The organism is Mesorhizobium sp. M0159 (assembly GCF_040322295.1).
In the GTDB taxonomy this organism is placed as follows: Bacteria; Pseudomonadota; Alphaproteobacteria; order Rhizobiales; family Rhizobiaceae; genus Mesorhizobium.
The window spans coordinates 121,236-144,791 of record NZ_JAMYTF010000012.1; the positions used below are offsets into that span (position 1 = coordinate 121,236).

Below are 23,556 nucleotides of genomic sequence, written 5' to 3' on the forward strand. Positions count from 1 at the left end.
GTCCTAGGCCGAAAACACTGTGCGGCCCGCCACCATCGTTTGCAAGACCTTGCCTTGCAGTCGAGCGCCTTCGAAACAGGTGTTTTTCGAGCGTGAGCGGATGCCGCTCTCGCTGACGACCCATGGCTCGTCCAGATCGACGAGCGAAAGGTCGGCCAATGCCCCCGGTTTCAGCGTGCCGCCGGGCAGGCCGAACAATCTTGCCGGCGCGGTCGACAGTGTCTCGACCAGCCGGAGCAGCGTCACGTCGCCATTGTGATAGAGCCGCAGCGCTGCGCCTAGCAGCGTTTCCAGGCCGATGGCGCCGGCCGCGGCATCGGCAAAGGGAAGGCGCTTGGTGTCGACGTCCTGCGGGTCGTGCGAGGAGACGATGAGATCGATGGTGCCGTCCTTGATCGCTTCGATCATTGCCAGCCGGTCTTCCTCCGCGCGCAGCGGCGGCGTCAGCCGGAAGAAGGTGCGGTACTCGCCGACATCATTCTCGTTGAGCGACAGATTGTGGATCGACACGCCTGATGTGACATTGGCGCCATCGGCTTTCGCGCGTGCTAGCGCGCTTGCCGCCATAGCCGTCGAAATCTTGGCAGCGTGATAGGCGCCGCCGGTCAGCCGAGCCAACGCGAGATCGCGCTCCAGGGGGATCGATTCGGCTTCGCGCGGAATGCCGGCAAGGCCAAGCCAGCTTGCGTAAAGGCCTTCGTTCATCACGCCGGCCGAAGCGAGGTCGGCGTCTTGGGTTTCATGCGCGATGACGCCACCGAAATCGCGCGCATAGGTCAGCGCGCGGCGCATCACCAGCGCGCTGGCAATAGAATGCCGGCCATCGGTGAAGGCGACCGCGCCGGCCTCGCGCAGCAGGCCGAATTCGGTCATCTCGCGGCCTTCCAGCCCCTTGGTGATCGCTGCTGCCGGCAAGATGTTGACGATTGCGGTGTCCTTGGCGGTGCGCAGCACGAACTCGACCAGTGCGACATTGTCGATCACCGGGTCGGTATCGGGCATCATGACGATTGAGGTGACGCCGCCGGCCGCCGCAGCGATGCTCGCCGAAGCAATGGTCTCCCGGTGTTCGCCGCCGGGTTCGCCGATGAAGACGCGCGCGTCGATCAATCCAGGAATGATAGTCTTGCCGGCGCAGTCGATGATGGTGGCGCCTTCGGGCGCGCCCTGGTTCAAAGCCGCCTTGCCGGCGGCAACGATTTTGCGGCCTTCGACGATGACGGTGCCGACCTCATCGATGCCGCGCGACGGGTCGACGATGTGGGCCCGGCTGAAGACCGTTATGCTCATCAGGCGCGGCCCTCGTGGTTTCGACGGGGGTCGAGCAGCGCTTCCATAACCGCCATGCGCACGGCGACGCCCATCTCAACCTGTTCCTGGATAACGCTTTGCGGGCCGTCGGCGATCTCGGAGGCGATCTCGACGCCGCGGTTCATCGGGCCGGGATGCATGACCAGCGCACCGTCCTTGGCCGCCTTCAGCTTCTCCGCGTCGAGGCCGAAATAGCGGAAATATTCGCGCACCGACGGTACGAAAGCGCCTTCCATGCGTTCGCGCTGCAGGCGCAGCATCATCACCACGTCGGCGTCCTTCAGACCCTCGGCCATGGAACGGGTGACGATGACGCCCATCTTCTCGATGCCGGCGGGCAAAAGCGTCGAAGGGGCGACGACCCTGACCTGGGCACCAAGCGCGTTGAGCAGGATGATGTTGGAGCGGGCCACGCGCGAATGCAGGATGTCGCCGCAGATCGCCACGATCAGCTTCGGCAACGGACCCTTGACGCGGCGGATGGTCAGTGCGTCGAGCAGCGCCTGGGTAGGGTGCTCATGGGCGCCGTCGCCGGCATTGACCACCGAACAGCCGACTTTTTGGGCAAGAAGTGCTGCCGCGCCGGCCGATTGATGGCGGATGATCAATATGTCGGGACGCATGGCATTCAGCGTCATCGCCGTATCGATCAGCGTCTCGCCCTTTTTCACCGACGAACTCGCTACGGACATGTTCATGACGTCGGCGCCGAGCCGTTTGCCGGCCAGCTCGAATGACGATTGCGTACGGGTCGAGGCTTCGTAGAAGAGATTGATCTGGGTGCGGCCGCGCAGCGTCGATGTCTTCTTGTCCGACTGCCGCGAGATGGCAACGGCCCTGTCCGCCCGGTCGAGCAGAAGCTCGATGTCGGCAGGGGAAAGATCGCGGATGCCCAGAAGATGGCGGTGGGGATAAAGCGGCAGGGACGATGCGTCGGTCATCTCAAGTCGCTGCTATAGGGGGGAGGCTCCGCGGCTGCAAGCACCGGCTTGGGATTGGATTGGTTCTCCCCGGTATTTTCGTCGCGCGCCGCTGGCCATAGGCTATAAACCGCCTTGGCTTTGGATTCGCAGCCTTCAGGTGATAAGGACGAAGCGTGACTGACGACGTGACCAACCAGCCGCCGCCGCTGGCCGGCGGCAACGCCTGGCGGGGCGATCCGTTGCTTATCCAGCTTGCCGAGCGCTTTTCCGATCCGGTGCGCAAGGACCTCGACGGGCTTGGCCGTTTCGTTCTGACCCATGAGGCGCAGGAACTGGCCCGTCTTGCCAATGTCGAGATGCCGAAGCTCAGGACCCATGACCGCCAGGGCCGGCGCATCGACCAGGTCGAGTTCCATCCCGCCTATCACGCGCTCATGCGCCGCTCTGTTGCCAACGGGCTGCATTCGTCGGTCTGGGAGAATGGCGACGCCGAGATCGGCCGCCGCCACCAGGTGCGCGCTGCACGCTTTTACCTCACGGCTGAGCTCGAGACCGGACATCTCTGCCCGATCACCATGACCAGCGCTTCGCTGGCAGCGCTGATGGCCAGCCCGAAGCTGTTTCGCGAATGGGCGCCTCGGGTGACGACGCGCAAATACGATCAAAGCCAAAAGCCTCCGGTCGAAAAAGCCGGGCTGACGCTCGGCATGGGCATGACCGAGAAGCAAGGCGGCACCGATGTCCGTGCCAACGTCACCAGGGCCGAGCGCGCCGGCAGCGGGTTTTATCGCCTGACCGGCCACAAATGGTTCATGTCGGCGCCGATGTCGGATGCCTTCCTGGTGCTCGGACAGGTGCCAGAGGGACTGTCGTGCTTTCTCGTTCCCCGCCTGCTCGGCGACGGATCCGGCAACGGCTTCCGTTTTCAACGGCTGAAGGACAAGCTCGGCAACCGATCCAATGCCTCGTCGGAGGTGGAATTCGTCAATGCCATCGGCGAGATGGTCGGCGAGCCCGGCGCGGGCGTGAAGACGATCATGGACATGGTGACCCTGACGCGGCTCGACTGTGCCGTCGCCTCGTCGGCGATCATGCGGGCCGGACTGGCCGAGGCCGTCCACCACACGCGGCACCGCAAGGTGTTTGGAACCAATCTGATCGAGCAGCCGCTGATGCAGCGTGTGCTGGCCGATATGGCGCTCGACGTTGCCGCCGCTACCGCGCTGTCGTTCCGGCTGGCGCGCTCCTTCGACGAGGCGGCCGGCGACCGCGGCGAGGCGGCCTTCGCCCGCGCCATGACGCCGGTCGTCAAATACTGGGTCTGCAAGATTGCGCCGCCGCTGCTCTATGAAGCGATGGAGTGCCTCGGCGGCAATGGCTATGTCGAGGAGGGGCCGCTCGCCCGCTACTATCGCGAAGCTCCGGTCAACGCGATCTGGGAGGGATCCGGCAACGTCATGGCGCTCGACGTGCTACGTGTGCTGGGGCGTGCACCCGGCCTGTTCGATGACGTGCTGGCCGGCATCGACCGCGATCTCGGCGCCGGCGGACGCGGCACCGTCGGCGTGCTCAAGGCGGCAATGCAGGTCGCTGCAACCGACGAGGGCTCGGCGCGGCTCTTGACCGAGCAATTGGCATTGTCGGCGGCGGCAGCAGAGCTTCGCAGGCTGGGGGCAGGGCGGATCGCCGACGCCTTCGTCGAAACGCGCCTCGCCGGCCAGTGGCGCAATACCTATGGCATGATCGATTCCCGCCATGATGCGCGCATGATCATCGATACGCTCTACCCGCCGATCAACTAAGGGCCGTCGCCCAATTCGCTGCCGCTCTCGCGACCCTGTGGATGGCCGTTAACCTTAACGAATGGTTTCCATTGCGGCGGCCGGTGGCAAAGCCCAGTGTTATGGTTAAGGCAAGGATTGTTCAGCTTGAGCGGCTTTGCCCTGCGAAGCAGGAGCGTCATGCGGCATATTCTGAGCTCTTTTCTGGCATTGCATTGGGCGGCCGTTTTCGCCCTGCTGGCGTTCATTTGCATCGACGGGAATCGAGGCGTGGCGACGGCCCTTGGCGTACTGGGCGTTCCCGTCCAGAACACTCGATTTGCCGATCTCGAAAACGCCGTCGTTGTGGCGCCGCTCGCCGTGGCACTGCTTGTCGTCGCGGTGCTGTTCTGCTGGGCCTTTGTTGAAGCACTGACCAGCGACACGACCAACCCGGATCCCGCCGATAGCGTCATGCGAATCGCCTTCATTTCCGCCTTGGGCGTGCTGTCGCTGATCGTCATCGGCGGCGCCGCGCAAGGCATCAATGGGCTGTTCATGATTGTCGCGGTGCAATTGGCGGCACTTCTGGCGTCCTATGTCGCGATGCTCGCGGAGCGGCGGTCGACCGTTGCCGCGGCAGTTCCAGGGACCGGCGAAATCCGAGCGGCCGCGCATGTCATGGCCAAGGCAGCGGCGCATAATTCCTCGCTTGCCCGCATTTCCGGCCGGCTGGATTCGAGGGATGACCGCTGATGCGCACCTTGTTCGCGCTGTGGGCGGCTCCGCTCCTCTTGTTTTGGGGCTGGTTCTTTCTGTCGCTCAACGACATCAATTTCGGCTATGTCATCCTGAGCCGCCAATTACACGATCTCGTCTTCCAGCTCTATGGACAGATGCTCGGCGTTGATCCGGCGCTTATTCCGGGCATGGTGGCGAAAGCTTGCGTGTTCGATGGGCTGCTGCTGGTGGCGTTCTGGGCATTTCGCCGCCGCAAGGCGATTGGTGGCTGGATCACGGCGATGCGCAACCGCTATTTCGACCAGGCATCGACGCCGAGCGCCTGAAGCCGGTCGAGAACACCTTGGAGGATAAAAGCGGCCGCCGCAGAATCGATCTTGCCGGCGCGTTTCTTGCGGGAAAAATCCATCTCGATCAGCGTCCGCTCGGCCGCCACCGTCGACAGCCGTTCGTCCCAAAAGAGGAAGGGCAGATCGGTCAATCCAGCCATGTTGCGCACGAAAGCGCGGGATTTTTGGGCGCGCGGGCCTTCGGAGCCGTCCATGTTGATGGGGAGGCCGATCACCACGGCGCCGGCATTTTCCTTCTGTAGCAGAGCGAGCAGCACTGCGGCATCGAGCGAGAATTTCCTGCGCATGATGACAGGGCGCGGGTGGGCGAACGACAAGCCGCGGTCGGAAACCGCCACGCCGATTGTCTTGTCGCCGAGGTCGAGACCGGCCAGGGTCTTGCCGCCGCCAAGCCGGGCCGGCAACTCCTCGATGGTGATGATGCCCAACGGCTTTTCCTTTGACCGCGACGCCGCACGTCCTATACGCGCAAAGCGTGCGCGGCACTTTAATTTCGCCGTCGGCGTTCTATCCTCTACCGAAGCAAAAATCGAGGAAAGCATTGATGAAACTGACCTGGTACGGACATTCGGCATTCCGAATCGAAATCGAAGGCGCGAAAATCCTCATCGACCCCTATCTGGTCGGCAATCCGTCATGGACGGGCGGCTGGGAAGGGCCGGCCGAAGGGATCACGCACGTGTTGCTCACCCATGGCCACAGCGACCACATCAGCGGCGCCATCGAAGTGCTCAAGAAGAGCGGCGCGATGCTGGTCGCCAATTTCGAGATTTGCATGTACCTGGTCGGCAAGGGCGTCGGTGACAAGCAGATCAATCCCGGCAATATCGGCGGCACCGTCGATTGCGGCGGCTTCACCACCACCTTCGTTCAGGCTCTGCATTCATCGTCCTTTCCGGGCGAGGGTGGCCAGAATACCTATCTCGGCAATCCTGGTGGGCTCGTCCTGCACTTTCCCGAGGACAAGACGCTTTATCATATGGGCGACACCGACATTTTTTCCGACATGGCGCTGATCAACGAGTTGCACGAACCGAAGATCGGCATCGTGCCGATCGGCGACCGCTTCACCATGGGTGGCGCGGTAGCAGCCCTTGCCTGCCAGCGTTTCTTCAAGTTCGAGACGGTCGTTCCCGCTCACTTCGGCACATTTCCGATGATCGATCAGACCGCCGACAAATTCGTGGCCGGGCTGGATGGATCGGGTGTGAAAGTTGCGTTGCCGAAGATCGGCGAGACGATTACGGTGTAAAGAAAGCCGGTCCGGAACGATACGATGCGCTTGAGAAATTCTCTTTGCATTTCCATGCTGGTTGCCGCGTCGCCGACGCTGGCCGCGGAAAATTTCATCGAGGGCGTCTATCTGCAATCGGAGGACCTCTGCGCGCAGGCCAAAAAGGATACGCTGCAGACGGTGATCGAGGGCGGCAATATCGTGCTGTCGGCAAATGGCCTGGAAAGCATCGAATATAATTGTGAATTCCTGCAGATCACCAAAGCGACACGCTCACCAAGCTGGGCGGTGACCGCTATATGCCAGGAGCCGGGCTACGTCTTTCCCGATGTTCTCTCACTGACACAGATGAGCCCGAAGCAGATCGACTTGGTATCGGTTCGGCCTGCCGCCGACGAAGGCGAGCAGAGCGGCAACGGCGGCAGTTATTTCCTCTGCGACGGCGTGGCGATGCCATAGGGCAGTTGAAGGCACGATGCATGTTGCGCGGCACGCGCCGCGCCGCTATAGCGCTGGTTTTCCCCGAGGCACAAACATGTCCGTTGATATAAAAACCGTGAAGCGCGTCGCGCATCTTGCCCGTATTGCGGTGAGCGAGGAGGATGCAGAGCGCATGACCGGCGAATTGAACGCCATTTTGGGCTTTGTCGAGCAGTTGAACGAGGTCGATGTTTCCGGCGTCGAGCCGATGACCTCGGTCACGCCGATGGCAATGAAAAAGCGCCAGGACGTCGTCACCGACGGCGGCAAGGCAGCCGACATCGTCGCCAATGCACCGGCGACCGAAGAGAATTTCTTCCTTGTGCCTAAGGTCGTGGAGTAGCTGGCCGATGGCAATCGAGATCGCCACGGAGACGCCGCTGCAGGACGATGTGCGTGGGCTGGTCGAGGAGCTCAACGCCACATTGCTGGAGCTGACGCCGCCGGAGCATTGCTACCATTTGACGGTCGAGCAGATGGCGGACCGCGACACGACCGTCTTCATCGCCCGCGACAACGGCCTTGCCATCGGTTGCGGCGCACTGAAGCGCCACGATGCTGTCGTAGGCGAGGTCAAGCGCATGTATACGCGACCTTCGCATCGCGGCCACAAGATCGGCGCGAAGATTGTCGAGCGTATCGAGGCGCTGGCGCGCCAAGAAGGGCTTAAGCGTCTGGTGCTGGAGACGGGCGACCGTCATCCCGCCGCCTGGACCGTCTACGAACGCGCCGGTTTTTCGCGTTGCGGCCCGGTACTGGATTATCCCGATTCCGAGTGGTCGGTGTTTTACGAAAAGAGCCTTGCCTGATGAGCGACCTTACCCAGCTGACGATTTCGCAGGCCCGCGCCAAATTGCGCTCCAGGGAGATCACCGCCACCGAAATCACCGAGGCTTATCTATCGGCGGTCGAGCGAGCCAATCCGGCGCTCAATGCCTACGTCGTGGTCACCGACGACAAGGCGCGCGACATGGCCAAGGCCTCCGACGCGAAACTGGCCAAGGGCGAGGGCGAGTCGCTCGAGGGTATCCCGCTCGGCATCAAGGATTTGTTCGGCACCGAAGGTGTCCACACCCAGGCCTGCAGCCATGTGCTGGATGGCTTCAAGCCGCGCTATGAATCGACTATCACCGCCAATCTTTGGGCGGATGGCGCCGTCATGCTCGGCAAGCTCAACATGGACGAGTTCGCCATGGGCTCGTCCAACGAGACCTCGTATTACGGGCCGGTCATCAACCCGTGGCGGCGTTCGCGCCTCGACACGGTGGTGATGCCGACGACGCATCAGGGCGAGGGCGGCTTCGTTTCGGCGGGCGGCACCAGGACCGCGCGCACGTTGGACAATGCCCAACTGGTGCCGGGCGGTTCGTCCGGTGGCTCCGCATCAGCGGTCTCGGCCTTCCTGTGCGCCGGCGCCACCGCCACCGATACCGGCGGCTCGATCCGCCAGCCCGCCGCCTTCACTGGCACAGTCGGCATCAAGCCGACCTATGGCCGCTGCTCGCGCTGGGGGATCGTAGCCTTCGCCTCGTCGCTCGACCAGGCCGGGCCGATCGCGCGCGACGTGCGCGATGCCGCGATCCTGTTGAAGTCGATGGCTTCGGTCGACCCGAAGGACACGACGTCCGTTGACCTGCCGGTGCCGGACTACGAGGCGGCGATCGGCCGCCCGATCAGGGGCATGAAGGTCGGCATTCCCAAGGAATATCGTGTCGACGACATGCCCGCGGAGATTGAGGCGCTGTGGCAGAAAGGCATTGCCTGGCTGCGGGATGCTGGTGCCGAGATCGTCGATATCTCGCTGCCGCACACCAAATATGCGCTGCCGGCCTATTACATCGTGGCGCCGGCCGAAGCCTCGTCCAACCTCGCTCGTTACGACGGCGTCCGCTATGGGTTGCGCGTGCCCGGCAAGGACATTGTCGACATGTATGAAAAGACCCGCGCCGCCGGCTTCGGGCGTGAGGTCAAGCGCCGCATCATGATCGGCACCTATGTGCTTTCCGCCGGCTATTACGATGCCTACTATCTGCAGGCGCAGAAAGTTCGCAACCTGATCAAGCGCGATTTCGAAAATGTGTTCGCAGCAGGCGTCGACGTCATCCTGACGCCGGCAACGCCTTCCGCTGCCTTCGGCATCGCCGACGAGGACATGGCCGCCGACCCGGTCAAGATGTATCTCAACGACATTTTTACGGTGACGGTGAACATGGCCGGCTTGCCCGGCATAGCGGTTCCAGCCGGGCTCGACGCCAAGGGGCTGCCGCTCGGCCTGCAGCTGATCGGCCGGCCCTTCGACGAGGAAACGCTGTTCCAGACCGCCCATGTCATCGAACAGGCGGCGGGCACATTTCAGCCGGAAAAATGGTGGTAGGATCGTTTCTCATCTTGAGGGGGTGAGGGATGTTCTTCTATGTCTCCAAGGTTCTCGGGTTCTTCGTCGAGCCGTTGAATCTCGCGATCTTCCTGCTGCTGGCGGGGCTGATCGCGGCGATGTTCGGGCGGCGACGGTTGGCGACCGCCGGCAGCGCTCTTGCCTTCCTCATTCTGGCGGTTTCGATATGGAGCCCGCTCGGCCCCATGATGCTCAATCGGCTGGAGGAACGCTTCCCCAGGCCGCCGCTGCCGGAAAAGGTTGACGGTATCATAGTGCTTGGCGGCAGTCTGGATGGCGCCGTCAATCTGGTGCGTGGCGGCTATGAAATGAACTCCAGCGGCGACCGGATGGTCGAGGCGGCCGTGCTGGCGCGGCGGTTCCCGACAGCGAAAGTCGTTATCTCCGGTGGCAGCATCGAAACGTTCCGCGGCGGCGAAGGCGATGCAGATACCGCGCCGCGTTTTTTTGCCGCTTTCGGCGTGGCGGCCGATCGGCTGATCCTCGAGAACAAATCCCGCAACACCTACGAGAACGCTGTCTTTACCAGGGAACTGGTGACGCCGAAACCGGGCGAGACCTGGTTGCTGGTGACCTCGGCCTTCCACATGCCACGCGCCAAGGCGCTGTTCGACAAAGCCGGTTTTTCGACCGTTCCGTGGCCGGTCGACTATCGCACTTCCGGCAAGGAAAGCATCGGCACCTTGCCTTATCCCGGCGACTGGCTGGAGGTCACCACTGTTGCGATCCGCGAATGGATAGGGCTCACCGCTTATTGGCTGTCGGGCCGCATCGATCGGCCTTTCCCCGGACCGGGCGGCTGACCGAGCACCGCCTGCCGCGCCGCCGAGAAAAACTGGCGGCGCACCAGTACCGCCAGAAGCAGCAGCGTCGATAGCACGAAGACGGTGGGATCGACGAACCAACCAAGATAGCCGATCGAGAAGAACACGCCGCGCAGGCCCGAATTGAAATGCTTTCCGGCCAGCATGTTCATGCGCGCGGCACGCCACACCGCCGTTTCGGTGACCGGATTGCGCGACGCCTCGCCATGTGGAATCGGCACGGCGCCGATCAGGATCGAGCAATAGTTGAACAGCCGGTAAGCCCAGCCGAACTTGAAGAAGGAAAAGGCCAGGATCAGCACCAGCCCGAACACCTTCGTCTGGAAGGCCGCGCGTGAGGACGTGGCGCCAAACGGCAGGTCGCTCAGCACGGTCAGAACCTGATCGGAGGCGCCGAGCAGGGCAAAACAGCCGCCGATCGCAATCAGCGAACTGGAGGCAAAGAAGGCGGTCCCCTGTTGCAGCCCGCTCATGATAGCGGTGTCGACGATGCGGATCTCGCGTTCGGCCATGGTCCGCATCCAGGCCTCGCGCTGCGCGTTCATAGCCCTCGTCAGCGACATGCGGCTGACCAGCATTCCGTCGGCGGCGAGCGTATGCAGCACCCACGCGGTAAGGAAGAACCCCAGCGCCGCAAGGTCGGCCGTCGATAGGTGAAAGGAATCGCTCATGCGTTGCTTTTACCACAGGCGGAGGGGGCGCTTCGATGGTCGAAGCTGGAATGTCGCTGCCGGAGCAAACAAGGTCGGCAGGTGCAGCGCCGCGGTCCTTAAAACAGCGGAAAACATCATGGGAATTCCTATATGTAGACCTCAACAGGGTCCCAGGAGAAAACGCCCACGTGTTCCTTTCGGTTTTCGACTTGTTCAAGATCGGCATCGGCCCATCGAGTTCGCACACGATGGGGCCGATGACGGCCGCGCGGCGGTTTCTCGACGAGATTGCGGGAGACGACTGGCCGCGCCCGGCCGGCGCCAAGGTCGACCGGATCGCGGCCAGCCTGCATGGCTCGCTCGCCTATACCGGCATCGGCCATGGCTCCGATCGTGCCGTGGTGCTCGGCCTCGCCGGCCAGACGCCGCAGACGGTGGATCCCGACCTAGCAGACGGCATCGTCGCTCGCATCGCCGCCGAGAAGCGGATTTCGCCGCGCGGCCATTCGTCCTACCGTTTCGACCCGGCAACGGATCTTGTGCTGGATCGCAAGACGCCACTGCCGGGTCACGCCAACGGCATGGCCTTCTCTGCCTATGATGCCGGCGACCGGTTGCTGCTGAGGCGCGTCTACTATTCGATCGGCGGCGGCTTTGTCGTTTCTGAGGAAGAATTGCAGCGGATGAAGGCGAGGGGCTCGGCGACAACCGAAGGCAAGAAGGTTCCATATCCGTTCAAGAACGCCGTCGAAATGCTGTCCATGGCAGCGAAAAGCGGGCTTTCCATTGCCGAGATGAAGCGCGTCAACGAGGAGACGCAGATGTCGCGCGGGGAGCTCGACGCCGGCCTCGACGGCATCTGGAGCGCCATGAAGGGCTGCATCGAGCGCGGCCTGTCGCAAGACGGCATCATGCCGGGCGGACTCAAGGTGCGCCGCCGTGCCCGGATGCTGCACGACAAGCTGCAGGAGCAATGGCAGCAGAACCGGCCCAACCCGCTGCTCGCCAACGACTGGCTGTCGATCTATGCGATGGCGGTCAATGAGGAGAACGCTGCCGGCGGCCGTGTCGTCACCGCGCCAACCAATGGGGCGGCCGGCACTCTGCCCGCAGTGCTGCGCTACTGGTTGCATTTCCATCCCGAAGCCGACCAGCCCAGCATCCGCGATTTCCTGCTGACGGCGGCGGCGGTCGGCGGCATCATCAAAACCAATGCTTCGATCTCGGGGGCGGAAGTCGGCTGCCAGGGCGAGGTCGGTTCGGCTTCGGCAATGGCTGCGGCGGGATTGTGCGCCGTCATGGGCGGCACGCCCGAGCAGGTCGAGAATGCTGCCGAGATCGCGCTGGAACATCATCTCGGCATGACCTGCGATCCGGTCGGCGGCCTGGTGCAGGTGCCGTGTATCGAGCGCAACGCGCTTGGTGCCGTCAAGGCGGTGACCGCCGCTTCGCTGGCCATCAAGGGCGACGGCGTTCATTTCGTGCCGCTCGATGCCGCGATCGAGACGATGCGCCAGACCGGTCTCGACATGAACGAAAAGTACAAGGAAACCAGCCTTGGCGGATTGGCCGTCAATGTCGTGGAGTGTTGAGCGCCAATCTGGCGGCATGGACCACCACTGTGGAGAAGTCGATCAGGCCGTTGACGCGTTCGCGTGCTGGACTAAACCTTAAACGATGTCTCTCAATCTCATAAAGCTTTGCGTCGGCTGTGACAGCGTCGAGGATCTGGAAGAGTGGATTGCCTTCCGTCTCGACGAGCGGCGCCGCGCCGGCGAACCGGCCGAGCACTACCACACCACCCGCATGGTGCCGACGCGTGGCGCCGAGATTACCGGCGGCGGCTCGCTCTACTGGGTGATCAAGGGCAATGTCCAATGCCGCCAGCTGATCACCGAAATCCGGCCCTTCACCGATGACGAGGGCATCGGCCGTTGCCATCTGATCCTCGATCCCGAGGTCGTGCGCACTGACTGGCAACCGCGCCGTGCATTCCAGGGGTGGCGCTACCTGAAGCCGGCGGACGCGCCGGCCGATCTCGGCAAGGGCAAAGCCGGGCTGATCGAGATGCCGCCGAAGCTCAGGCGTGAGCTTGCCGATCTCGGCCTGCTCTGACGCCAAGAAACGCAACGCCAAGACCACCAGCCGAAGCGTTGTCCGCAGGTGCCATCATCACCGGTCCTCCAGGTCGCCTCATCTGGGCTTGCAAGCCGGGGAACAACGCCACATCTTGAATGTCATGAGCGACAAGAAGCAGCCCGTGTCTGCAAAGGCCAATCCTGCGCCGGTCGAGTCTCAATCGAGCACCGGCGAGATCGACGCGTTTCTCCGTCAGGCAAGGACGCTCGCTGCATCCGCCACCGGTTCAGGTAGGCTGATCCTGTCCCTCGACGCGACGATGAGCCGCCAGCCGACCTGGGATCTCGCCTGTGCGCTGCAGGCCGAGATGTTCGACGCCGTCGGCAAGGCCGGGGCGCTCAAGGTTCAACTTGTCTATTTTCGCGGCCTTGGCGAGTGCCGCTCGTCCGCATTCGTCACCGATACCGAAGCTCTGAAACAGCTGATGACGCGCATCGACTGCCGCAGCGGCCATACCCAGATCGGCAAGGTGCTCGCCCATGCGCTGAAACAGACGGCGGCGGCCAAGGTCAACGCGCTGGTCTATATCGGCGACGCGATGGAAGAAAACATAGATGATCTGGCCGAAAAGGCCGGCAGCCTCGGTCTGCACGGCGTTCCTGTCTTCGTCTTTCAGGAGGGCCATGATGCCGCTGCGGAAAAGGCGTTCAAGGAAATTGCGCGGCTGTCGAAAGGGGCCTGGTTCCGGTTCGATCGGCGGGCTGCCGCGACGTTGGCCGGCCTGCTTTCGTCTGTCGCCGTGTTTGCGACCGGCGGGCTGAAAGCACTGGAGGCCCGGGGCAGGCCGGAGGATCGGCTGATGATCGAGCATATGCGGGGCGGCGGAAACTGATGGGCGCGATTATCGCTTTCGTAGCATTGCTTCTGGTGTTTCTCGGCACGGTCACTGTCTTCCTGCGCGCCGATCCGGCGAAGCTTGCAGGCGGCATGAGGACGCTTGGACCTGTGCTGCTCGGGCTGGTCGGCGTCGCCGTGCTGCTGGTCGGGCGCGAGGGCATCGGCGGCTTGATCCTGTCGGCTGCGCTCGCCTGGTACGGCTCCATGCGCATGAATCGGCCGGCGGCAAAACTGGCACCAGGCAAGCGTTCCACAGTTCGTACGGCGGCGCTTGAGATGGAACTCGATCACGATACCGGCGGCCTCGAAGGCCTTGTGCTGGCTGGGCGCCATGAAGGCAAGATGCTTGGCTCGATGGGGCTTGCCGAATTGCAGCAACTCTATCGCGAACTCTCCGGCGATCCGGAGAGCCGCCAATTGCTAGAGACGTATCTTGACGGCAGATTTCCCATCTGGCGCAAAGACGCTGATGCGAATGGTGGCGAAGGGCTGGGTGTTGCGCCAGGTTCTGGCGCCATGACTAAGGAGGAGGCCTACAAGATCCTTGGTCTTGAAGCGGGGGCTGCCGCGGCGGATGTCCGCAAGGCGCACCGCCGCCTGATGCAGCGCCTGCACCCCGATATCGGTGGCACGTCTTTCCTGGCGGCGCGGATCAATGAAGCCAAGGACGTCTTGCTCTCCAATCACAACTAGTCTCCTTCGACGCAGAACTTCGGGAAAGATATCGTTTCGCGCGCCGCTTACTGCTGGACGGCGTAGCACTCGATCTTCTTCTTTTTCAAAGCGTTGCAGGCTTTCCAGGCAGCCGTCTTCGAACCGAAACCACCGAACCGGGCGCGGTAGTAGGTGACACCGTCCTTGTCGAAGGCGACGGTGAAACCGGAGGCATCGGTCAGAACGGAGGGCGCCTGCTTCGTCGCCTTGTCGAGGAAAGCCTTCGCTTCGGCCTGTTTTGGCGAAGAGGCGACCTGTATTGCCCAGCCGGATGGCACCGACGCCGTGCTGACCGGATCGACCTCTGCCGCCGGTTCGGCATAGGCTGCGGCGACCCGGGCTGTCGCCACGTCGTCCACCGTCGACACAGCCGTCGTCTTGACCCTCTTGGCCTGAACGACCGGAGCGGTCTCTTCAACGACGGGCGCATTTTCCTCGACAAGAGAGGCAACGGCATGGTCGTCCGGCTTACTGTCCGGTGTCGGCGCGTCATGCTTCGGTAGAAGCACCTTGGCCAAGGCTGAAATCGGATTGCCGCCGGCCTTGGCAACCAGCACGCCGCCGCCGCGCGACGACGCCTGCGGCATGTAGGCATTGATCAACCCGGCCATCTGGCTGTCGCGGCTGCCGCCGGACCTGCCGCCCATGACCACCGCTACGATGCGCCGATCGCCATCCGAGACCGAGGAGACCAGATTGTAACCGGAGGCGCGGGTGTAACCGGTCTTGATGCCGTCGACGCCCTTGATGCGTCCGAGCAGACGATTGTGGCCGTTGATGCGCTGCCGCCCGTAAAGAAAGGAGCGCTGCGAGAAATAGCCGTAATATTGCGGGAAATGCTCTCTCAGGGCGATGCCGAGCATCGCCATGTCGCGCGCGGTCGTGAACTGGCCGGGATCAGGCAAGCCGTTGGCGTTGCGGAAAACGGTTCCCCTCATGCCCAGCGCCCGCGCCTTGGCGGTCATCATGCGGGCGAAATTGGCTTCGTTGCCGCCGAGCATCTCGCCAAGCGCTGTTGCGGAATCGTTTGCCGATTTGGTCACCATCGACAGGATCGCGGTCTCGACCGTGACCGAGCCGCCCCGCTTGACGCCGAGCTTCGTCGGCGGTTCGGCAGCGGCATTGGCCGAGAACACGACCGGGGAATTCTTGCTGATCCTGCCCTTCGCCAACGCCTCGAACGTCAGATAGAGCGTCATCATCTTGGTAAGCGACGCCGGATAGCGCCGGCCATCGGCGTCCGACGAATAAAGCACCTTGCCGGTCTTGGCATCGATGACGATGGCCGCCGACTTGGCCGCCATGGATGAGGCCGCGTCCGCGACGACGAAGCTCATCGCCATGGCGAGGATCATGATCGTTTTGAGGGGGGACGCGGATTTGGAAACGAAGCCCGACAACGCCTTACGCACTGATAGTTCCTTTGAATTTCCGTTGCCTTGGAGGCGGCAAAGGGTCCTGCCTCACCTCCGGCCACGCTAACGCGGGCAGCGTTACCAATCCGTTTATGGTAACCGCCGCGTTCACCATTTTCTGTGGGATTGAGCTTCTCTTTATTCGAATCTTAGCGATTGCCGGCAGCTCACGATCCGCATTGCCGCGGGAATCTTGACTTTTGTGCACTGCACAATATATTTACACGCATTGCACAACGCGGCCCGGACAAGCCGCGTCTATCGTCCAAGGCAACCGTTCAAGGGAATGCGTGAAATGACCCAGACCTATGAAGATTTCAGCAAATACGGCAAGGAATTTGCGGACACCGGCTTGAAGAGCTTCGCCTCGCTGTCCAAGGGTGCGCAGGCTATCGCCGCCGAGGCGGGCGAGTACACCAAGAAAAGCTTCGAAGCCGGTAGCGCCGCTGTTGAGAAGCTCTTTTCCGCCAAGTCGCTGGACAAGGCGATCGATATCCAGTCCGACTATGCCAAGCAGTCCTACGAGAGCTTCGTCACCGAAGCCACCAAGCTTGGCGATCTCTATGCCGAACTCGCCAAGGAAGCCTACAAGCCGTTCGAATCGATCGTCGCCAAGGCGAAGTAAATTCGACGAACTTCCGAGCCGGCCCCTGGGCTTGCAAAGACAGACCCGGTCGCGAACGCGCGGCCGGGTTTTTTCATGCCAGCTCGAAATCGGGGGCCTGCGGTCTTCACGATTTGAAAAATCGGTCAAGTTTGGCCACCTAGCCATATTGTCAGCTAAACAGAAGGGCTTAAAATCGTCCATCGAACACCTACATGTCGAGCATGCATGAGGATTCGAAAGAGGCAGGACTACGTGACTACAGGTTTGACTGCCACGAGCTACGTGGTGCGAATGCAGAACGGCAGCAACGGCAATGAGGCCGGTCGCGGCACGGCCGTCATCACGCGCACAAAAACCAAGACCAAGAAGCCCAGTCTGTATCGGGTCCTCATTCTTAACGACGACTACACACCCATGGAATTCGTGGTCCACGTGCTGGAGCGCTTTTTCCAGAAGGACCGCGAAGCCGCCACACGCATAATGCTTCATGTTCACAATCATGGGGTGGGCGAGTGCGGGGTCTATACATTCGAGGTGGCCGAGACCAAAGTGGCTCAGGTCATGGATTTCGCCCGACAGAATCAGCATCCGCTGCAATGCGTGATGGAGAAGAAGTGAGGTAACATGCCGGCTTTCTCCCAAGGCCTGGAAAAGGCGCTTCACCAAGCGCTGACGCTCGCCAATGAGCGGCACCATGAATATGCAACCCTTGAACATTTGCTGCTCGCCCTGATCGACGACACCGAGGCGGCGGCCGTCATGCGTGCCTGCAACGTCGATCTCGACGAGTTGAAGCATACGGTCCTCACCTATATCGACACCGAGCTCGACAACCTCGTCACCGGCTACGATGAAGATTCCAAGCCGACTGCCGGTTTCCAGCGCGTCATCCAGCGCGCGGTGATCCATGTGCAGTCGTCAGGCCGCGAGGAGGTGTCCGGCGCCAACGTGCTCGTCGCCATCTTCGCTGAGCGCGAGAGCCACGCCGCTTACTTCCTGCAGGAACAGCAGATGACCCGCTACGACGCGGTCAACTACATCTCGCATGGCATCGCCAAGCGCCCCGGCGCTTCCGAGACGCGGACGCCGCGCGGCGCCGACGACGAGCAAGGCAGCCAGAGCGGGGCCGAGCCGCAAGAGGAAGGCGGCAAGAAGAAGCAGCAGCAGGACGCGCTGACTGCCTATTGCGTCAACCTGAACAACAAGGCCAAGGCCGGCAAGATCGATCCATTGATCGGTCGCGAGAGCGAGATCAACCGGACCATCCAGGTGCTGTGCCGCCGCTCCAAGAACAACCCGCTCTATGTCGGTGATCCCGGCGTCGGCAAGACGGCGATCGCCGAGGGCCTCGCCAAGCGCATCGTCGAGGGCGACGTTCCCGAAGTGCTGCACAATGCCACCATCTTCGCGCTCGACATGGGCACGCTGCTGGCCGGCACCCGTTATCGCGGCGATTTCGAGGAGCGACTGAAGCAGGTCGTCAAGGAGCTCGAGGACTATCCCGGCGCCGTGCTGTTCATTGATGAGATCCACACCGTGATCGGGGCAGGGGCCACCTCTGGCGGCGCCATGGATGCGTCGAACCTGTTGAAGCCGGCGCTGTCGTCCGGCGCGATCCGCTGCATCGGCTCGACCACCTACAAGGAGTTCCGGCAGTTCTTCGAGAAGGACCGCGCGCTGGTGCGGCGCTTCCAGAAGATTGACGTCAACGAGCCGACCGTCGAGGACGCCATCGAGATCATGAAGGGCCTCAAGCCCTATTTCGAGGAGTTCCACAAGGTTCGCTACACGAGCGAGGCGATCAAGGCTTCGGTCGAGCTCTCGGCGCGTTACATCAACGACCGCAAGCTGCCGGACAAGGCGATCGACGTGATCGACGAGACCGGCGCCTCGCAGATGCTCGTGCCGGAAGCCAAGCGCAAGAAGACCATCGGCATCAAGGAGATCGAAGCGACGATCGCCACGATGGCGCGTATCCCGCCGAAGACGGTTTCCGCCGACGACGAGAAGGTGCTGCAAGGTCTCGACATCGAGTTGAAGCGCGTCGTCTACGGCCAGGACACCGCGATCACCGCGCTGACTTCGGCCATCAAGCTGGCGCGGGCCGGCCTGCGGGAACCGGAAAAGCCGATCGGCTCGTACCTGTTCTCGGGTCCGACCGGTGTCGGCAAGACGGAAGTGGCCAAGCAGCTCGCCGCCTCGCTCGGCGTGGAGCTGATCCGCTTCGACATGTCGGAATATATGGAACGCCACACCGTTTCACGGCTGATCGGCGCGCCTCCCGGCTATGTCGGCTTCGACCAGGGCGGCCTTCTGACCGACGGCGTCGACCAGCATCCGCATTGCGTGCTGTTGCTGGACGAAGTGGAGAAGGCGCATCCGGATCTGTTCAACATCCTGTTGCAGGTCATGGATCACGGCAAGCTGACCGACCACAACGGCAAGCAGATCGACTTCCGCAATGTCATCCTGATCATGACCACCAATGCGGGCGCGTCCGACGCGCAACGCGCGGCCATCGGTTTCGGTTCGACCAAGCGCGAAGGCGACGATGTCGAAGCGATCAACCGGCTGTTCACGCCGGAGTTCCGCAACCGTCTCGATGCGATCATTCCGTTCGGCTCGCTGCCGGTGCCGGTCATCCATCAGGTGGTGCAGAAGTTCGTCATGCAGCTGGAAGCGCAGCTTTCCGAGCGCGGCGTGACATTCGACCTGTCGCAGGAGGCGATCGCATGGCTGGCCGACAAGGGCTATGACGAGCGCATGGGCGCCCGGCCGCTTGGCCGTGTCATCCAGGAGCACATCAAGAAGCCGCTGGCCGACGAGGTGCTGTTCGGCAAGCTCAAGAAGGGCGGTACGGTGCGTGTCACCGTCGAGAAGAAGGAAACCGGCGAGACCGGCCTGAAGCTCGAATCGCTCGCCGACGAGGCGCCGGTGAAGCCGAAGAAGGAAGAGCCGGACGACGCGCCGAAGGCCAAGAAGGCGGTGGCGAAAAAGCCCGCCGCGAAAAAGGCGGTGGCGCAGAAGCCGGAGCCCAAAGGTAAGGACGGTGGCAAGCGCAGCCTTGTGCCGCAACTGCCGCGTAAGAACTGACGAACCAGCCAGTAAAAAAGCCCCGGAAACGGGGCTTTTTTTGTGACACCTTCCGGTTAAGCACCCGGCGCCCGCCGGAGCGGTTTGCGCCGGTTCAGCTTGCCAGCGCCATCCGTATCTTGCCGGCGTTCTCGGCCAGGACTTCAGGCTTTTCCATCTGTCCGCTGTGCGGTTTCAGGGGAATGCCCTCGAAGCGCGGAATGACATGGACGTGAAGGTGAAAGACAGTCTGCCCCGAAGCTGGTTCGTTGAACTGCATGACCGTGACGCCATCGGCATCGAAGGCCTTCTTTACGGCCCGCGCAACTTTCTGGACGTGAGCGAAGAGCGGGCCAAGCACCGCCGGATCCGCGTCGAGCAGGTTGCGCGACGGCGCTTTCGGCACCACCAGCGTGTGACCCTGTCCTTGCGGCATCACATCCATGAAGACAATGACCACGTCATCCTCGTAGACGCGGTGCGAAGGGATTTCTCCGCGCAGGATTTTTGCGAAGATGTTGCTGCTGTCATAGGTTGCTTCGGCCATGGCGCGCGCTCCGGTTCTTGGCTCGCTGTCTCGTGTAGCGAAGCTGTTCCGGGCGGGCAAGACGATCGGTCGACATCGGCCGTGCCGGCCCGCTCGGCTGAGCGATTGGGGCTCGCTACTCTACTCCGCCATGTCCTTGCGGAACGGGGTGTGCTCTTCCAGATATTCGCTCATCCGCTCGACTTCGCGCCGCTCGCGTTGGAGGTAGTCGGCCACTGCATTGCGCAGACCTGGATGGGCGATGTAGTGCGCCGAATGCATCGTCACGGGCCGGTAGCCGCGCGCCAGCTTGTGCTCGCCCTGCGCACCGGCTTCAACCACCTTCAGCTTGCGCGAGATGGCGAAATCGATCGCCTGATGGTAGCAGACCTCGAAATGCAGGAACGGGTGGTCCTCGATGCAGCCCCAATTGCGGCCGTAGAGCGCGTCTGAACCGATGAAGTTGATGGCACCTGCAATGTAGCGCCCGTTGCGTTTGGCCATGACCAGCAGGATGTCGTCGGCCATGCGTTCGCCGATCAGCGAGAAGAAATCGCGGTTGAGGTAGGGCCGGCCCCATTTCCTGCTGCCGGTATCCATGTAGAACGCGAAAAAGTCGTCCCAGGCCTTTTCGGTCAGATCCTTGCCGGTCAGCCAGTCGATCGAGATACCGTCGGCGAGGGCCTCGCGCCGCTCTTTCTTCATTGCCTTGCGCTTGCGCGAGGCTAACGTTGCGAGAAAATCGTCGTAGCTCGAAAAGCCTTCGTTGAAGAAGTGAAACTGCTGGTCGGTGCGATGAAGGAAGCCGGCCGCCGCCAATATCTGGACGTCATCCTCCGGCGCGAAAGTAACATGCGCGGAAGACACGCCGAGCTTATCCGTCACCGCCTTCAGGCCGGCCGCAAGACCGGCCTTGACGGTGGGGCTGTCCTCGCCCCTGCCGACCAGCAGGCGAGGGCCGGTGACGGGTGTGAACGGCACCGCGCATTGCAGCTTCGGATAGTAGCGCCCGCCGGCGCGTTCGAACGCGTCCGACCAGCCATGGTCGAAGACATATTCGCCCTGGCTGTGCGACTTCAGATAGCAGGGGACCGCCCCGAGCAGCTTGCCTCGCGCGGTTTCCAGCCTGAGGTGATGGCCTTGCCAGCCGGTGCGCCGAACAGCGCAGCCGGAATCTTCCAGCGCGCTCAAAAAAGCGAATGAAACAAGCGGGTTGTAGCCGTATTCTGCATCGCCGCGTGTAGTGCCGCCGAGGCTGTCCCATTCAGCGCTGGTAAAGGCGCCGATGCCCGCGGCGATGCGGATCGACAGCTCCGCATTCGCCGTTTGTCTTTCGCAGTCGTCCCCTTGATCCATGAGGCTTACTTAAGCTCGCTGCGGACCCATACAAGCCCGCTCAGGCGAGCCGTACCAGATCGGGCTCGAATCCTTCGAACGTCATCTGGTCGGCATATTTGAAGGTCAGGTCGACGGCAGGCTGGTCGTGCACGGTCCAGGTGATCACCGGCATGCCGAGTCTCTCTCGCACGAAGGAGACGAACCGGTTCGGCAGGTCGCCGGCAGCGTAGGAGGTGAAGGCGATGTCATGCGCCAGCATGGCGAAATGCGCCTCGATCAGGTGGTTGTCGTTGCCGTAGGCGGTCAACCCGCCGGGTATGCCGGGTGCATATTTCGGGAACTCGCGGATCAGCCAATGGTCGAACGACATGATCGCGGTCTTGCCCTTGTAATGCTTGAGCATCTTGCCGACGCTTTCGACCAGGCCTTCGTCGTGCCCGGCAGCACCTTTCAGCTCGACAACCATCGGCACACGGCCGTCGACCAGATCAAGCGCCTGCTGCAGCGTCGGCAAATGGTCGGCGGTGCCGCCGACCTTCAGCGCCGTGATCTCGGCAGCCGTACGCTGCCAGACGAAGCCGTCCTCGCCGGTCAGCCGCCGCAGATCGCCATCGTGGATGATGACGGGGACGCCGTCGGATGATAGGTGCACGTCGCATTCGATCGCGTAGCCGCGCTCGGCCGCCGCAGCGAAGGCGGAAAGGGTGTTCTCCCAGCGCGTCTTGTTCATGTCGTGGAGGCCGCGATGGGCGACGGGCCGGGCGGTCAGCCAGGAAAGATCGGTCATGGTTGCAGTCCCGGTCATTCGACTTCGAAGATCGCTTCGATTTCCACTGCGGCATTAAGCGGCAGGGAGGCGGTGCCGACGGCGGAGCGAGCGTGCTTGCCGCGATCGCCGAGCACGGCGGCGAGAAAATCCGAGGCGCCGTTGGCAACCAGATGCTGTTCGACAAAATCCGGTGCCGAGGCGACGAAGACGGTGATCTTCACCAAGCGACGGATTTTCTCGAGATCGCCAAGTGCCGCCTGAGCCTGGGCCAATATGTTGATCGCACAGTATTTTGCGGCTTCCTTGCCGGTCGCGGTGTCGACATCGCGGCCAAGCAGTCCGCTCGCCTGGAGCTTGCCCTCCTTGAGCGGCAACTGCCCGGCGGTGAACAGCAGATTGCCGGTCCGGCAATAGGGCACGTAATTGGCGGCGGGCGCGGCGGCGGCCGGCAGCGTCACGCCGAGATCGCTTAGCCGCTTTTCGATTGTTTCGCTCATGCTATTTCCCTATTGCTTGAAGGTGCCGCGCAGGCCGGGCCGAAATTGCTATTTTTGCCTCGCTTCCGCCACGACTTTTTTTAAGCTGGACCATCTTTCCATGCGGCTTGCCATTAGCCGCGATGATCGGAGCACCCCATGCGCGCAACGCGCCTCGCATTCAACGCCGTTCTCTTGACAGCGGCTTCCTGGGCGGCTCCCGCTTTTGCGGTGCCTGCGCTGCAGGCGCATCGTGCTGTTTACGACATTTCACTCGACAAGGCTTCAGACCGTTCCGGCATTACCGGCATCACCGGCCGCATGGTCTACGAGTTCAACGGCTCGCCTTGCGAGGGCTATACGGTAAAGTTCCGTTTGGTGACCCAGATCGTAACCAGCGACAACACCAGGCTGACCGACCAGCAGATGACCACCTTCGAGGATGCCGAGGGCAAGACCTTCTCCTTCGTGAACAAATCCTTTGTCGACCAGAACCTCGACAAGGAGGTCAAGGGTACCGCAACGAAGGAAGCCAACGGTCTCAAGGTCGATATCGACAAGCCCGAGAAGAACAGCCTGGAACTCGCGCCGACCCAGTTCCCGACCCAGCAAATGGTCGAAATGATCGGCAAGGCGGAAAAGGGCGAGCGTTTCTACGAAACCAACCTGTTCGACGGCTCTGAGGATGCCAACAAGGTGGTGACCACCACCGTCGTCGTCGGCAAGCAAGCCGATGCCGACAATGCCGATCCGGAAGCGCCGGCGCTGGCCAAGCTCGCCACCGACAAATACTGGCCGGTCGACATCGCCTATTTCGATGATGCCGACAAAGGCGGCGAGGAGGTGCCGGAATACCGGATCAGCTTCAAGCTGCACAAGAACGGCATCACGCGCGATCTCGTCATGGACTATGGCGAGTTCTCGATGACCGGCAAACTGGTCAATCTGTCGCTGTTCGATCAGCCAAAGACCTGCCCGTCTAAATAAGCTCG

General features: G+C 62.4%; 26 protein-coding genes. 17 read left to right on the forward strand and 9 right to left on the reverse strand.

Going from position 1 to position 23,556, the window contains the following annotated elements:
* Positions 1-3 precede the first annotated feature (3 nt).
* Together NKJ32_RS15115 and NKJ32_RS15120 are read right to left on the reverse strand one after the other, a co-directional pair.
* Positions 4-1,290, reverse strand: coding sequence for a dihydroorotase (locus tag NKJ32_RS15115; RefSeq protein ID WP_352646489.1), 1,287 nt, complete (start codon positions 1,288-1,290; stop codon positions 4-6).
* Complete coding sequence (locus tag NKJ32_RS15120; protein WP_023674903.1) at positions 1,290-2,252, reverse strand: aspartate carbamoyltransferase catalytic subunit; 963 nt, start codon at positions 2,250-2,252, stop codon at positions 1,290-1,292. Before NKJ32_RS15120 ends, NKJ32_RS15115 begins: the two co-directional genes overlap by 1 nt.
* A 155-nt stretch (positions 2,253-2,407) precedes the next feature.
* Here NKJ32_RS15120 and NKJ32_RS15125 point away from each other — a divergent pair, with 155 nt between their 5' ends.
* The 3 genes from NKJ32_RS15125 (at position 2,408) to NKJ32_RS15135 (ending at position 5,061) form a co-directional block, all read left to right on the forward strand.
* A complete protein-coding gene (locus NKJ32_RS15125; RefSeq protein WP_352455730.1) occupies positions 2,408-4,036 on the forward strand; it encodes a DNA alkylation response protein in 1,629 nt (542 codons plus the stop codon).
* A 159-nt stretch (positions 4,037-4,195) separates the two neighbouring features.
* Positions 4,196-4,750 carry a hypothetical protein gene (locus tag NKJ32_RS15130; protein ID WP_352646491.1) on the forward strand — a complete coding sequence of 185 codons (555 nt, stop codon included), beginning with the start codon at positions 4,196-4,198 and terminating at the stop codon, positions 4,748-4,750.
* Positions 4,750-5,061 carry a DUF6105 family protein gene (locus NKJ32_RS15135; protein WP_352448794.1) on the forward strand — a complete coding sequence of 104 codons (312 nt, stop codon included), beginning with the start codon at positions 4,750-4,752 and terminating at the stop codon, positions 5,059-5,061. The genes NKJ32_RS15130 and NKJ32_RS15135 overlap by 1 nt, the downstream gene beginning before the upstream one ends.
* Here the strand turns inward: NKJ32_RS15135 and ruvX are convergent.
* Positions 5,028-5,513 carry a Holliday junction resolvase RuvX gene (ruvX, locus tag NKJ32_RS15140; RefSeq protein ID WP_023674907.1) on the reverse strand — a complete coding sequence of 162 codons (486 nt, stop codon included), beginning with the start codon at positions 5,511-5,513 and terminating at the stop codon, positions 5,028-5,030. The genes NKJ32_RS15135 and ruvX overlap by 34 nt on opposite strands.
* A gap of 116 nt (positions 5,514-5,629) precedes the next feature.
* Between ruvX and NKJ32_RS15145 the strand changes: the two genes are divergently transcribed.
* From NKJ32_RS15145 to NKJ32_RS15170, 6 genes are all read left to right on the forward strand, one after another.
* Positions 5,630-6,337 (forward strand): metal-dependent hydrolase, encoded by a 708-nt coding sequence (locus NKJ32_RS15145; protein WP_352620060.1) that lies wholly within the window; start codon positions 5,630-5,632, stop codon positions 6,335-6,337.
* Positions 6,338-6,361: 24 nt separating this feature from the next.
* A complete protein-coding gene (locus tag NKJ32_RS15150) occupies positions 6,362-6,778 on the forward strand; it encodes a hypothetical protein (RefSeq protein ID WP_352471669.1) in 417 nt (138 codons plus the stop codon).
* Between the two features lie 76 nt (positions 6,779-6,854).
* On the forward strand, positions 6,855-7,142 hold the full coding sequence (gene gatC / locus NKJ32_RS15155; protein WP_023674910.1) for an Asp-tRNA(Asn)/Glu-tRNA(Gln) amidotransferase subunit GatC: 288 nt from the start codon (positions 6,855-6,857) through the stop codon (positions 7,140-7,142).
* A gap of 7 nt (positions 7,143-7,149) precedes the next feature.
* Complete coding sequence (locus tag NKJ32_RS15160) at positions 7,150-7,608, forward strand: GNAT family N-acetyltransferase (protein WP_352620059.1); 459 nt, start codon at positions 7,150-7,152, stop codon at positions 7,606-7,608.
* Positions 7,608-9,173, forward strand: coding sequence for an amidase (locus NKJ32_RS15165; RefSeq protein ID WP_352624901.1), 1,566 nt, complete (start codon positions 7,608-7,610; stop codon positions 9,171-9,173). The genes NKJ32_RS15160 and NKJ32_RS15165 overlap by 1 nt, the downstream gene beginning before the upstream one ends.
* 29 nt (positions 9,174-9,202) lie before the next feature.
* Complete coding sequence (locus NKJ32_RS15170) at positions 9,203-9,997, forward strand: YdcF family protein (RefSeq protein WP_023674913.1); 795 nt, start codon at positions 9,203-9,205, stop codon at positions 9,995-9,997.
* Here NKJ32_RS15170 and NKJ32_RS15175 read toward each other — a convergent pair.
* Complete coding sequence (locus NKJ32_RS15175) at positions 9,946-10,689, reverse strand: DUF599 domain-containing protein (protein WP_023674914.1); 744 nt, start codon at positions 10,687-10,689, stop codon at positions 9,946-9,948. The genes NKJ32_RS15170 and NKJ32_RS15175 overlap by 52 nt on opposite strands.
* 170 nt (positions 10,690-10,859) lie before the next feature.
* On the opposite strand from NKJ32_RS15175, the gene NKJ32_RS15180 reads away from it, so the two are divergent.
* From NKJ32_RS15180 to NKJ32_RS15195, 4 genes are all read left to right on the forward strand, one after another.
* Positions 10,860-12,263 (forward strand): L-serine ammonia-lyase, encoded by a 1,404-nt coding sequence (locus NKJ32_RS15180; protein WP_352624899.1) that lies wholly within the window; start codon positions 10,860-10,862, stop codon positions 12,261-12,263.
* An 85-nt stretch (positions 12,264-12,348) separates the two neighbouring features.
* On the forward strand, positions 12,349-12,786 hold the full coding sequence (locus tag NKJ32_RS15185) for a DUF1489 family protein (protein ID WP_023674916.1): 438 nt from the start codon (positions 12,349-12,351) through the stop codon (positions 12,784-12,786).
* Between the two features lie 124 nt (positions 12,787-12,910).
* On the forward strand, positions 12,911-13,642 hold the full coding sequence (locus NKJ32_RS15190) for a vWA domain-containing protein (RefSeq protein ID WP_352593453.1): 732 nt from the start codon (positions 12,911-12,913) through the stop codon (positions 13,640-13,642).
* The gene (locus NKJ32_RS15195) at positions 13,642-14,340 is read left to right on the forward strand and encodes a DnaJ domain-containing protein (RefSeq protein ID WP_352593451.1); all 699 of its coding nucleotides are present in this window, start codon (positions 13,642-13,644) and stop codon (positions 14,338-14,340) included. The genes NKJ32_RS15190 and NKJ32_RS15195 overlap by 1 nt, the downstream gene beginning before the upstream one ends.
* 47 nt (positions 14,341-14,387) lie before the next feature.
* On the opposite strand, the gene NKJ32_RS15200 is transcribed toward NKJ32_RS15195, so the two are convergent.
* Complete coding sequence (locus tag NKJ32_RS15200; RefSeq protein WP_352754766.1) at positions 14,388-15,773, reverse strand: D-alanyl-D-alanine carboxypeptidase; 1,386 nt, start codon at positions 15,771-15,773, stop codon at positions 14,388-14,390.
* Between the two features lie 298 nt (positions 15,774-16,071).
* Between NKJ32_RS15200 and NKJ32_RS15205 the strand changes: the two genes are divergently transcribed.
* From NKJ32_RS15205 to clpA, 3 genes are all read left to right on the forward strand, one after another.
* Complete coding sequence (locus NKJ32_RS15205; RefSeq protein ID WP_352471661.1) at positions 16,072-16,401, forward strand: phasin family protein; 330 nt, start codon at positions 16,072-16,074, stop codon at positions 16,399-16,401.
* 273 nt (positions 16,402-16,674) lie between these two features.
* Positions 16,675-17,001, forward strand: a complete 327-nt coding sequence (gene clpS, locus NKJ32_RS15210) for an ATP-dependent Clp protease adapter ClpS (protein WP_023674921.1) — start codon at positions 16,675-16,677, stop codon at positions 16,999-17,001.
* 6 nt (positions 17,002-17,007) lie between these two features.
* The gene (gene clpA / locus NKJ32_RS15215; RefSeq protein ID WP_352742685.1) at positions 17,008-19,476 is read left to right on the forward strand and encodes an ATP-dependent Clp protease ATP-binding subunit ClpA; all 2,469 of its coding nucleotides are present in this window, start codon (positions 17,008-17,010) and stop codon (positions 19,474-19,476) included.
* Between the two features lie 94 nt (positions 19,477-19,570).
* Here the strand turns inward: clpA and NKJ32_RS15220 are convergent, their stop codons facing one another.
* The 4 genes from NKJ32_RS15220 to NKJ32_RS15235 all read right to left on the reverse strand — a co-directional run bounded on the left by NKJ32_RS15220 (position 19,571) and on the right by NKJ32_RS15235 (position 22,585).
* On the reverse strand, positions 19,571-20,002 hold the full coding sequence (locus tag NKJ32_RS15220; protein WP_352754764.1) for an HIT family protein: 432 nt from the start codon (positions 20,000-20,002) through the stop codon (positions 19,571-19,573).
* Positions 20,003-20,122: 120 nt separating this feature from the next.
* Positions 20,123-21,337, reverse strand: coding sequence for a GNAT family N-acetyltransferase (locus tag NKJ32_RS15225; RefSeq protein ID WP_352705692.1), 1,215 nt, complete (start codon positions 21,335-21,337; stop codon positions 20,123-20,125).
* 40 nt (positions 21,338-21,377) lie between these two features.
* Positions 21,378-22,106 carry a glycerophosphodiester phosphodiesterase gene (locus tag NKJ32_RS15230; RefSeq protein ID WP_023674925.1) on the reverse strand — a complete coding sequence of 243 codons (729 nt, stop codon included), beginning with the start codon at positions 22,104-22,106 and terminating at the stop codon, positions 21,378-21,380.
* A 14-nt stretch (positions 22,107-22,120) separates the two neighbouring features.
* Entirely contained in the window at positions 22,121-22,585 is a 465-nt protein-coding gene (locus tag NKJ32_RS15235) for a RidA family protein (protein ID WP_352448812.1), read from the reverse strand.
* A gap of 138 nt (positions 22,586-22,723) precedes the next feature.
* On the opposite strand from NKJ32_RS15235, the gene NKJ32_RS15240 reads away from it, so the two are divergent.
* Complete coding sequence (locus NKJ32_RS15240; protein WP_023674927.1) at positions 22,724-23,551, forward strand: cell envelope integrity EipB family protein; 828 nt, start codon at positions 22,724-22,726, stop codon at positions 23,549-23,551.
* The last annotated feature ends 5 nt before the right edge of the window (positions 23,552-23,556 follow it).

Coding starts and splice junctions, on each gene's coding strand:
- NKJ32_RS15145 (WP_352620060.1), top strand. CDS start 5,630: ATGAAACTGACCTGGTACGGACATTCGGCATTCCGAATCGAAATCGAA.
- NKJ32_RS15235 (WP_352448812.1), bottom strand. CDS start 22,585: ATGAGCGAAACAATCGAAAAGCGGCTAAGCGATCTCGGCGTGACGCTG.
- NKJ32_RS15160 (WP_352620059.1), top strand. CDS start 7,150: ATGGCAATCGAGATCGCCACGGAGACGCCGCTGCAGGACGATGTGCGT.
- NKJ32_RS15120 (WP_023674903.1), bottom strand. CDS start 2,252: ATGACCGACGCATCGTCCCTGCCGCTTTATCCCCACCGCCATCTTCTG.
- NKJ32_RS15205 (WP_352471661.1), top strand. CDS start 16,072: ATGACCCAGACCTATGAAGATTTCAGCAAATACGGCAAGGAATTTGCG.
- NKJ32_RS15220 (WP_352754764.1), bottom strand. CDS start 20,002: ATGGCCGAAGCAACCTATGACAGCAGCAACATCTTCGCAAAAATCCTG.
- NKJ32_RS15165 (WP_352624901.1), top strand. CDS start 7,608: ATGAGCGACCTTACCCAGCTGACGATTTCGCAGGCCCGCGCCAAATTG.
- NKJ32_RS15170 (WP_023674913.1), top strand. CDS start 9,203: ATGTTCTTCTATGTCTCCAAGGTTCTCGGGTTCTTCGTCGAGCCGTTG.
- NKJ32_RS15225 (WP_352705692.1), bottom strand. CDS start 21,337: ATGGATCAAGGGGACGACTGCGAAAGACAAACGGCGAATGCGGAGCTG.
- NKJ32_RS15240 (WP_023674927.1), top strand. CDS start 22,724: ATGCGCGCAACGCGCCTCGCATTCAACGCCGTTCTCTTGACAGCGGCT.
- NKJ32_RS15150 (WP_352471669.1), top strand. CDS start 6,362: ATGCGCTTGAGAAATTCTCTTTGCATTTCCATGCTGGTTGCCGCGTCG.
- clpS (WP_023674921.1), top strand. CDS start 16,675: ATGCAGAACGGCAGCAACGGCAATGAGGCCGGTCGCGGCACGGCCGTC.
- NKJ32_RS15130 (WP_352646491.1), top strand. CDS start 4,196: ATGCGGCATATTCTGAGCTCTTTTCTGGCATTGCATTGGGCGGCCGTT.
- NKJ32_RS15185 (WP_023674916.1), top strand. CDS start 12,349: ATGTCTCTCAATCTCATAAAGCTTTGCGTCGGCTGTGACAGCGTCGAG.
- NKJ32_RS15135 (WP_352448794.1), top strand. CDS start 4,750: ATGCGCACCTTGTTCGCGCTGTGGGCGGCTCCGCTCCTCTTGTTTTGG.
- clpA (WP_352742685.1), top strand. CDS start 17,008: ATGCCGGCTTTCTCCCAAGGCCTGGAAAAGGCGCTTCACCAAGCGCTG.
- NKJ32_RS15195 (WP_352593451.1), top strand. CDS start 13,642: ATGGGCGCGATTATCGCTTTCGTAGCATTGCTTCTGGTGTTTCTCGGC.
- NKJ32_RS15230 (WP_023674925.1), bottom strand. CDS start 22,106: ATGACCGATCTTTCCTGGCTGACCGCCCGGCCCGTCGCCCATCGCGGC.
- NKJ32_RS15115 (WP_352646489.1), bottom strand. CDS start 1,290: ATGAGCATAACGGTCTTCAGCCGGGCCCACATCGTCGACCCGTCGCGC.
- NKJ32_RS15175 (WP_023674914.1), bottom strand. CDS start 10,689: ATGAGCGATTCCTTTCACCTATCGACGGCCGACCTTGCGGCGCTGGGG.
- NKJ32_RS15190 (WP_352593453.1), top strand. CDS start 12,911: ATGAGCGACAAGAAGCAGCCCGTGTCTGCAAAGGCCAATCCTGCGCCG.
- gatC (WP_023674910.1), top strand. CDS start 6,855: ATGTCCGTTGATATAAAAACCGTGAAGCGCGTCGCGCATCTTGCCCGT.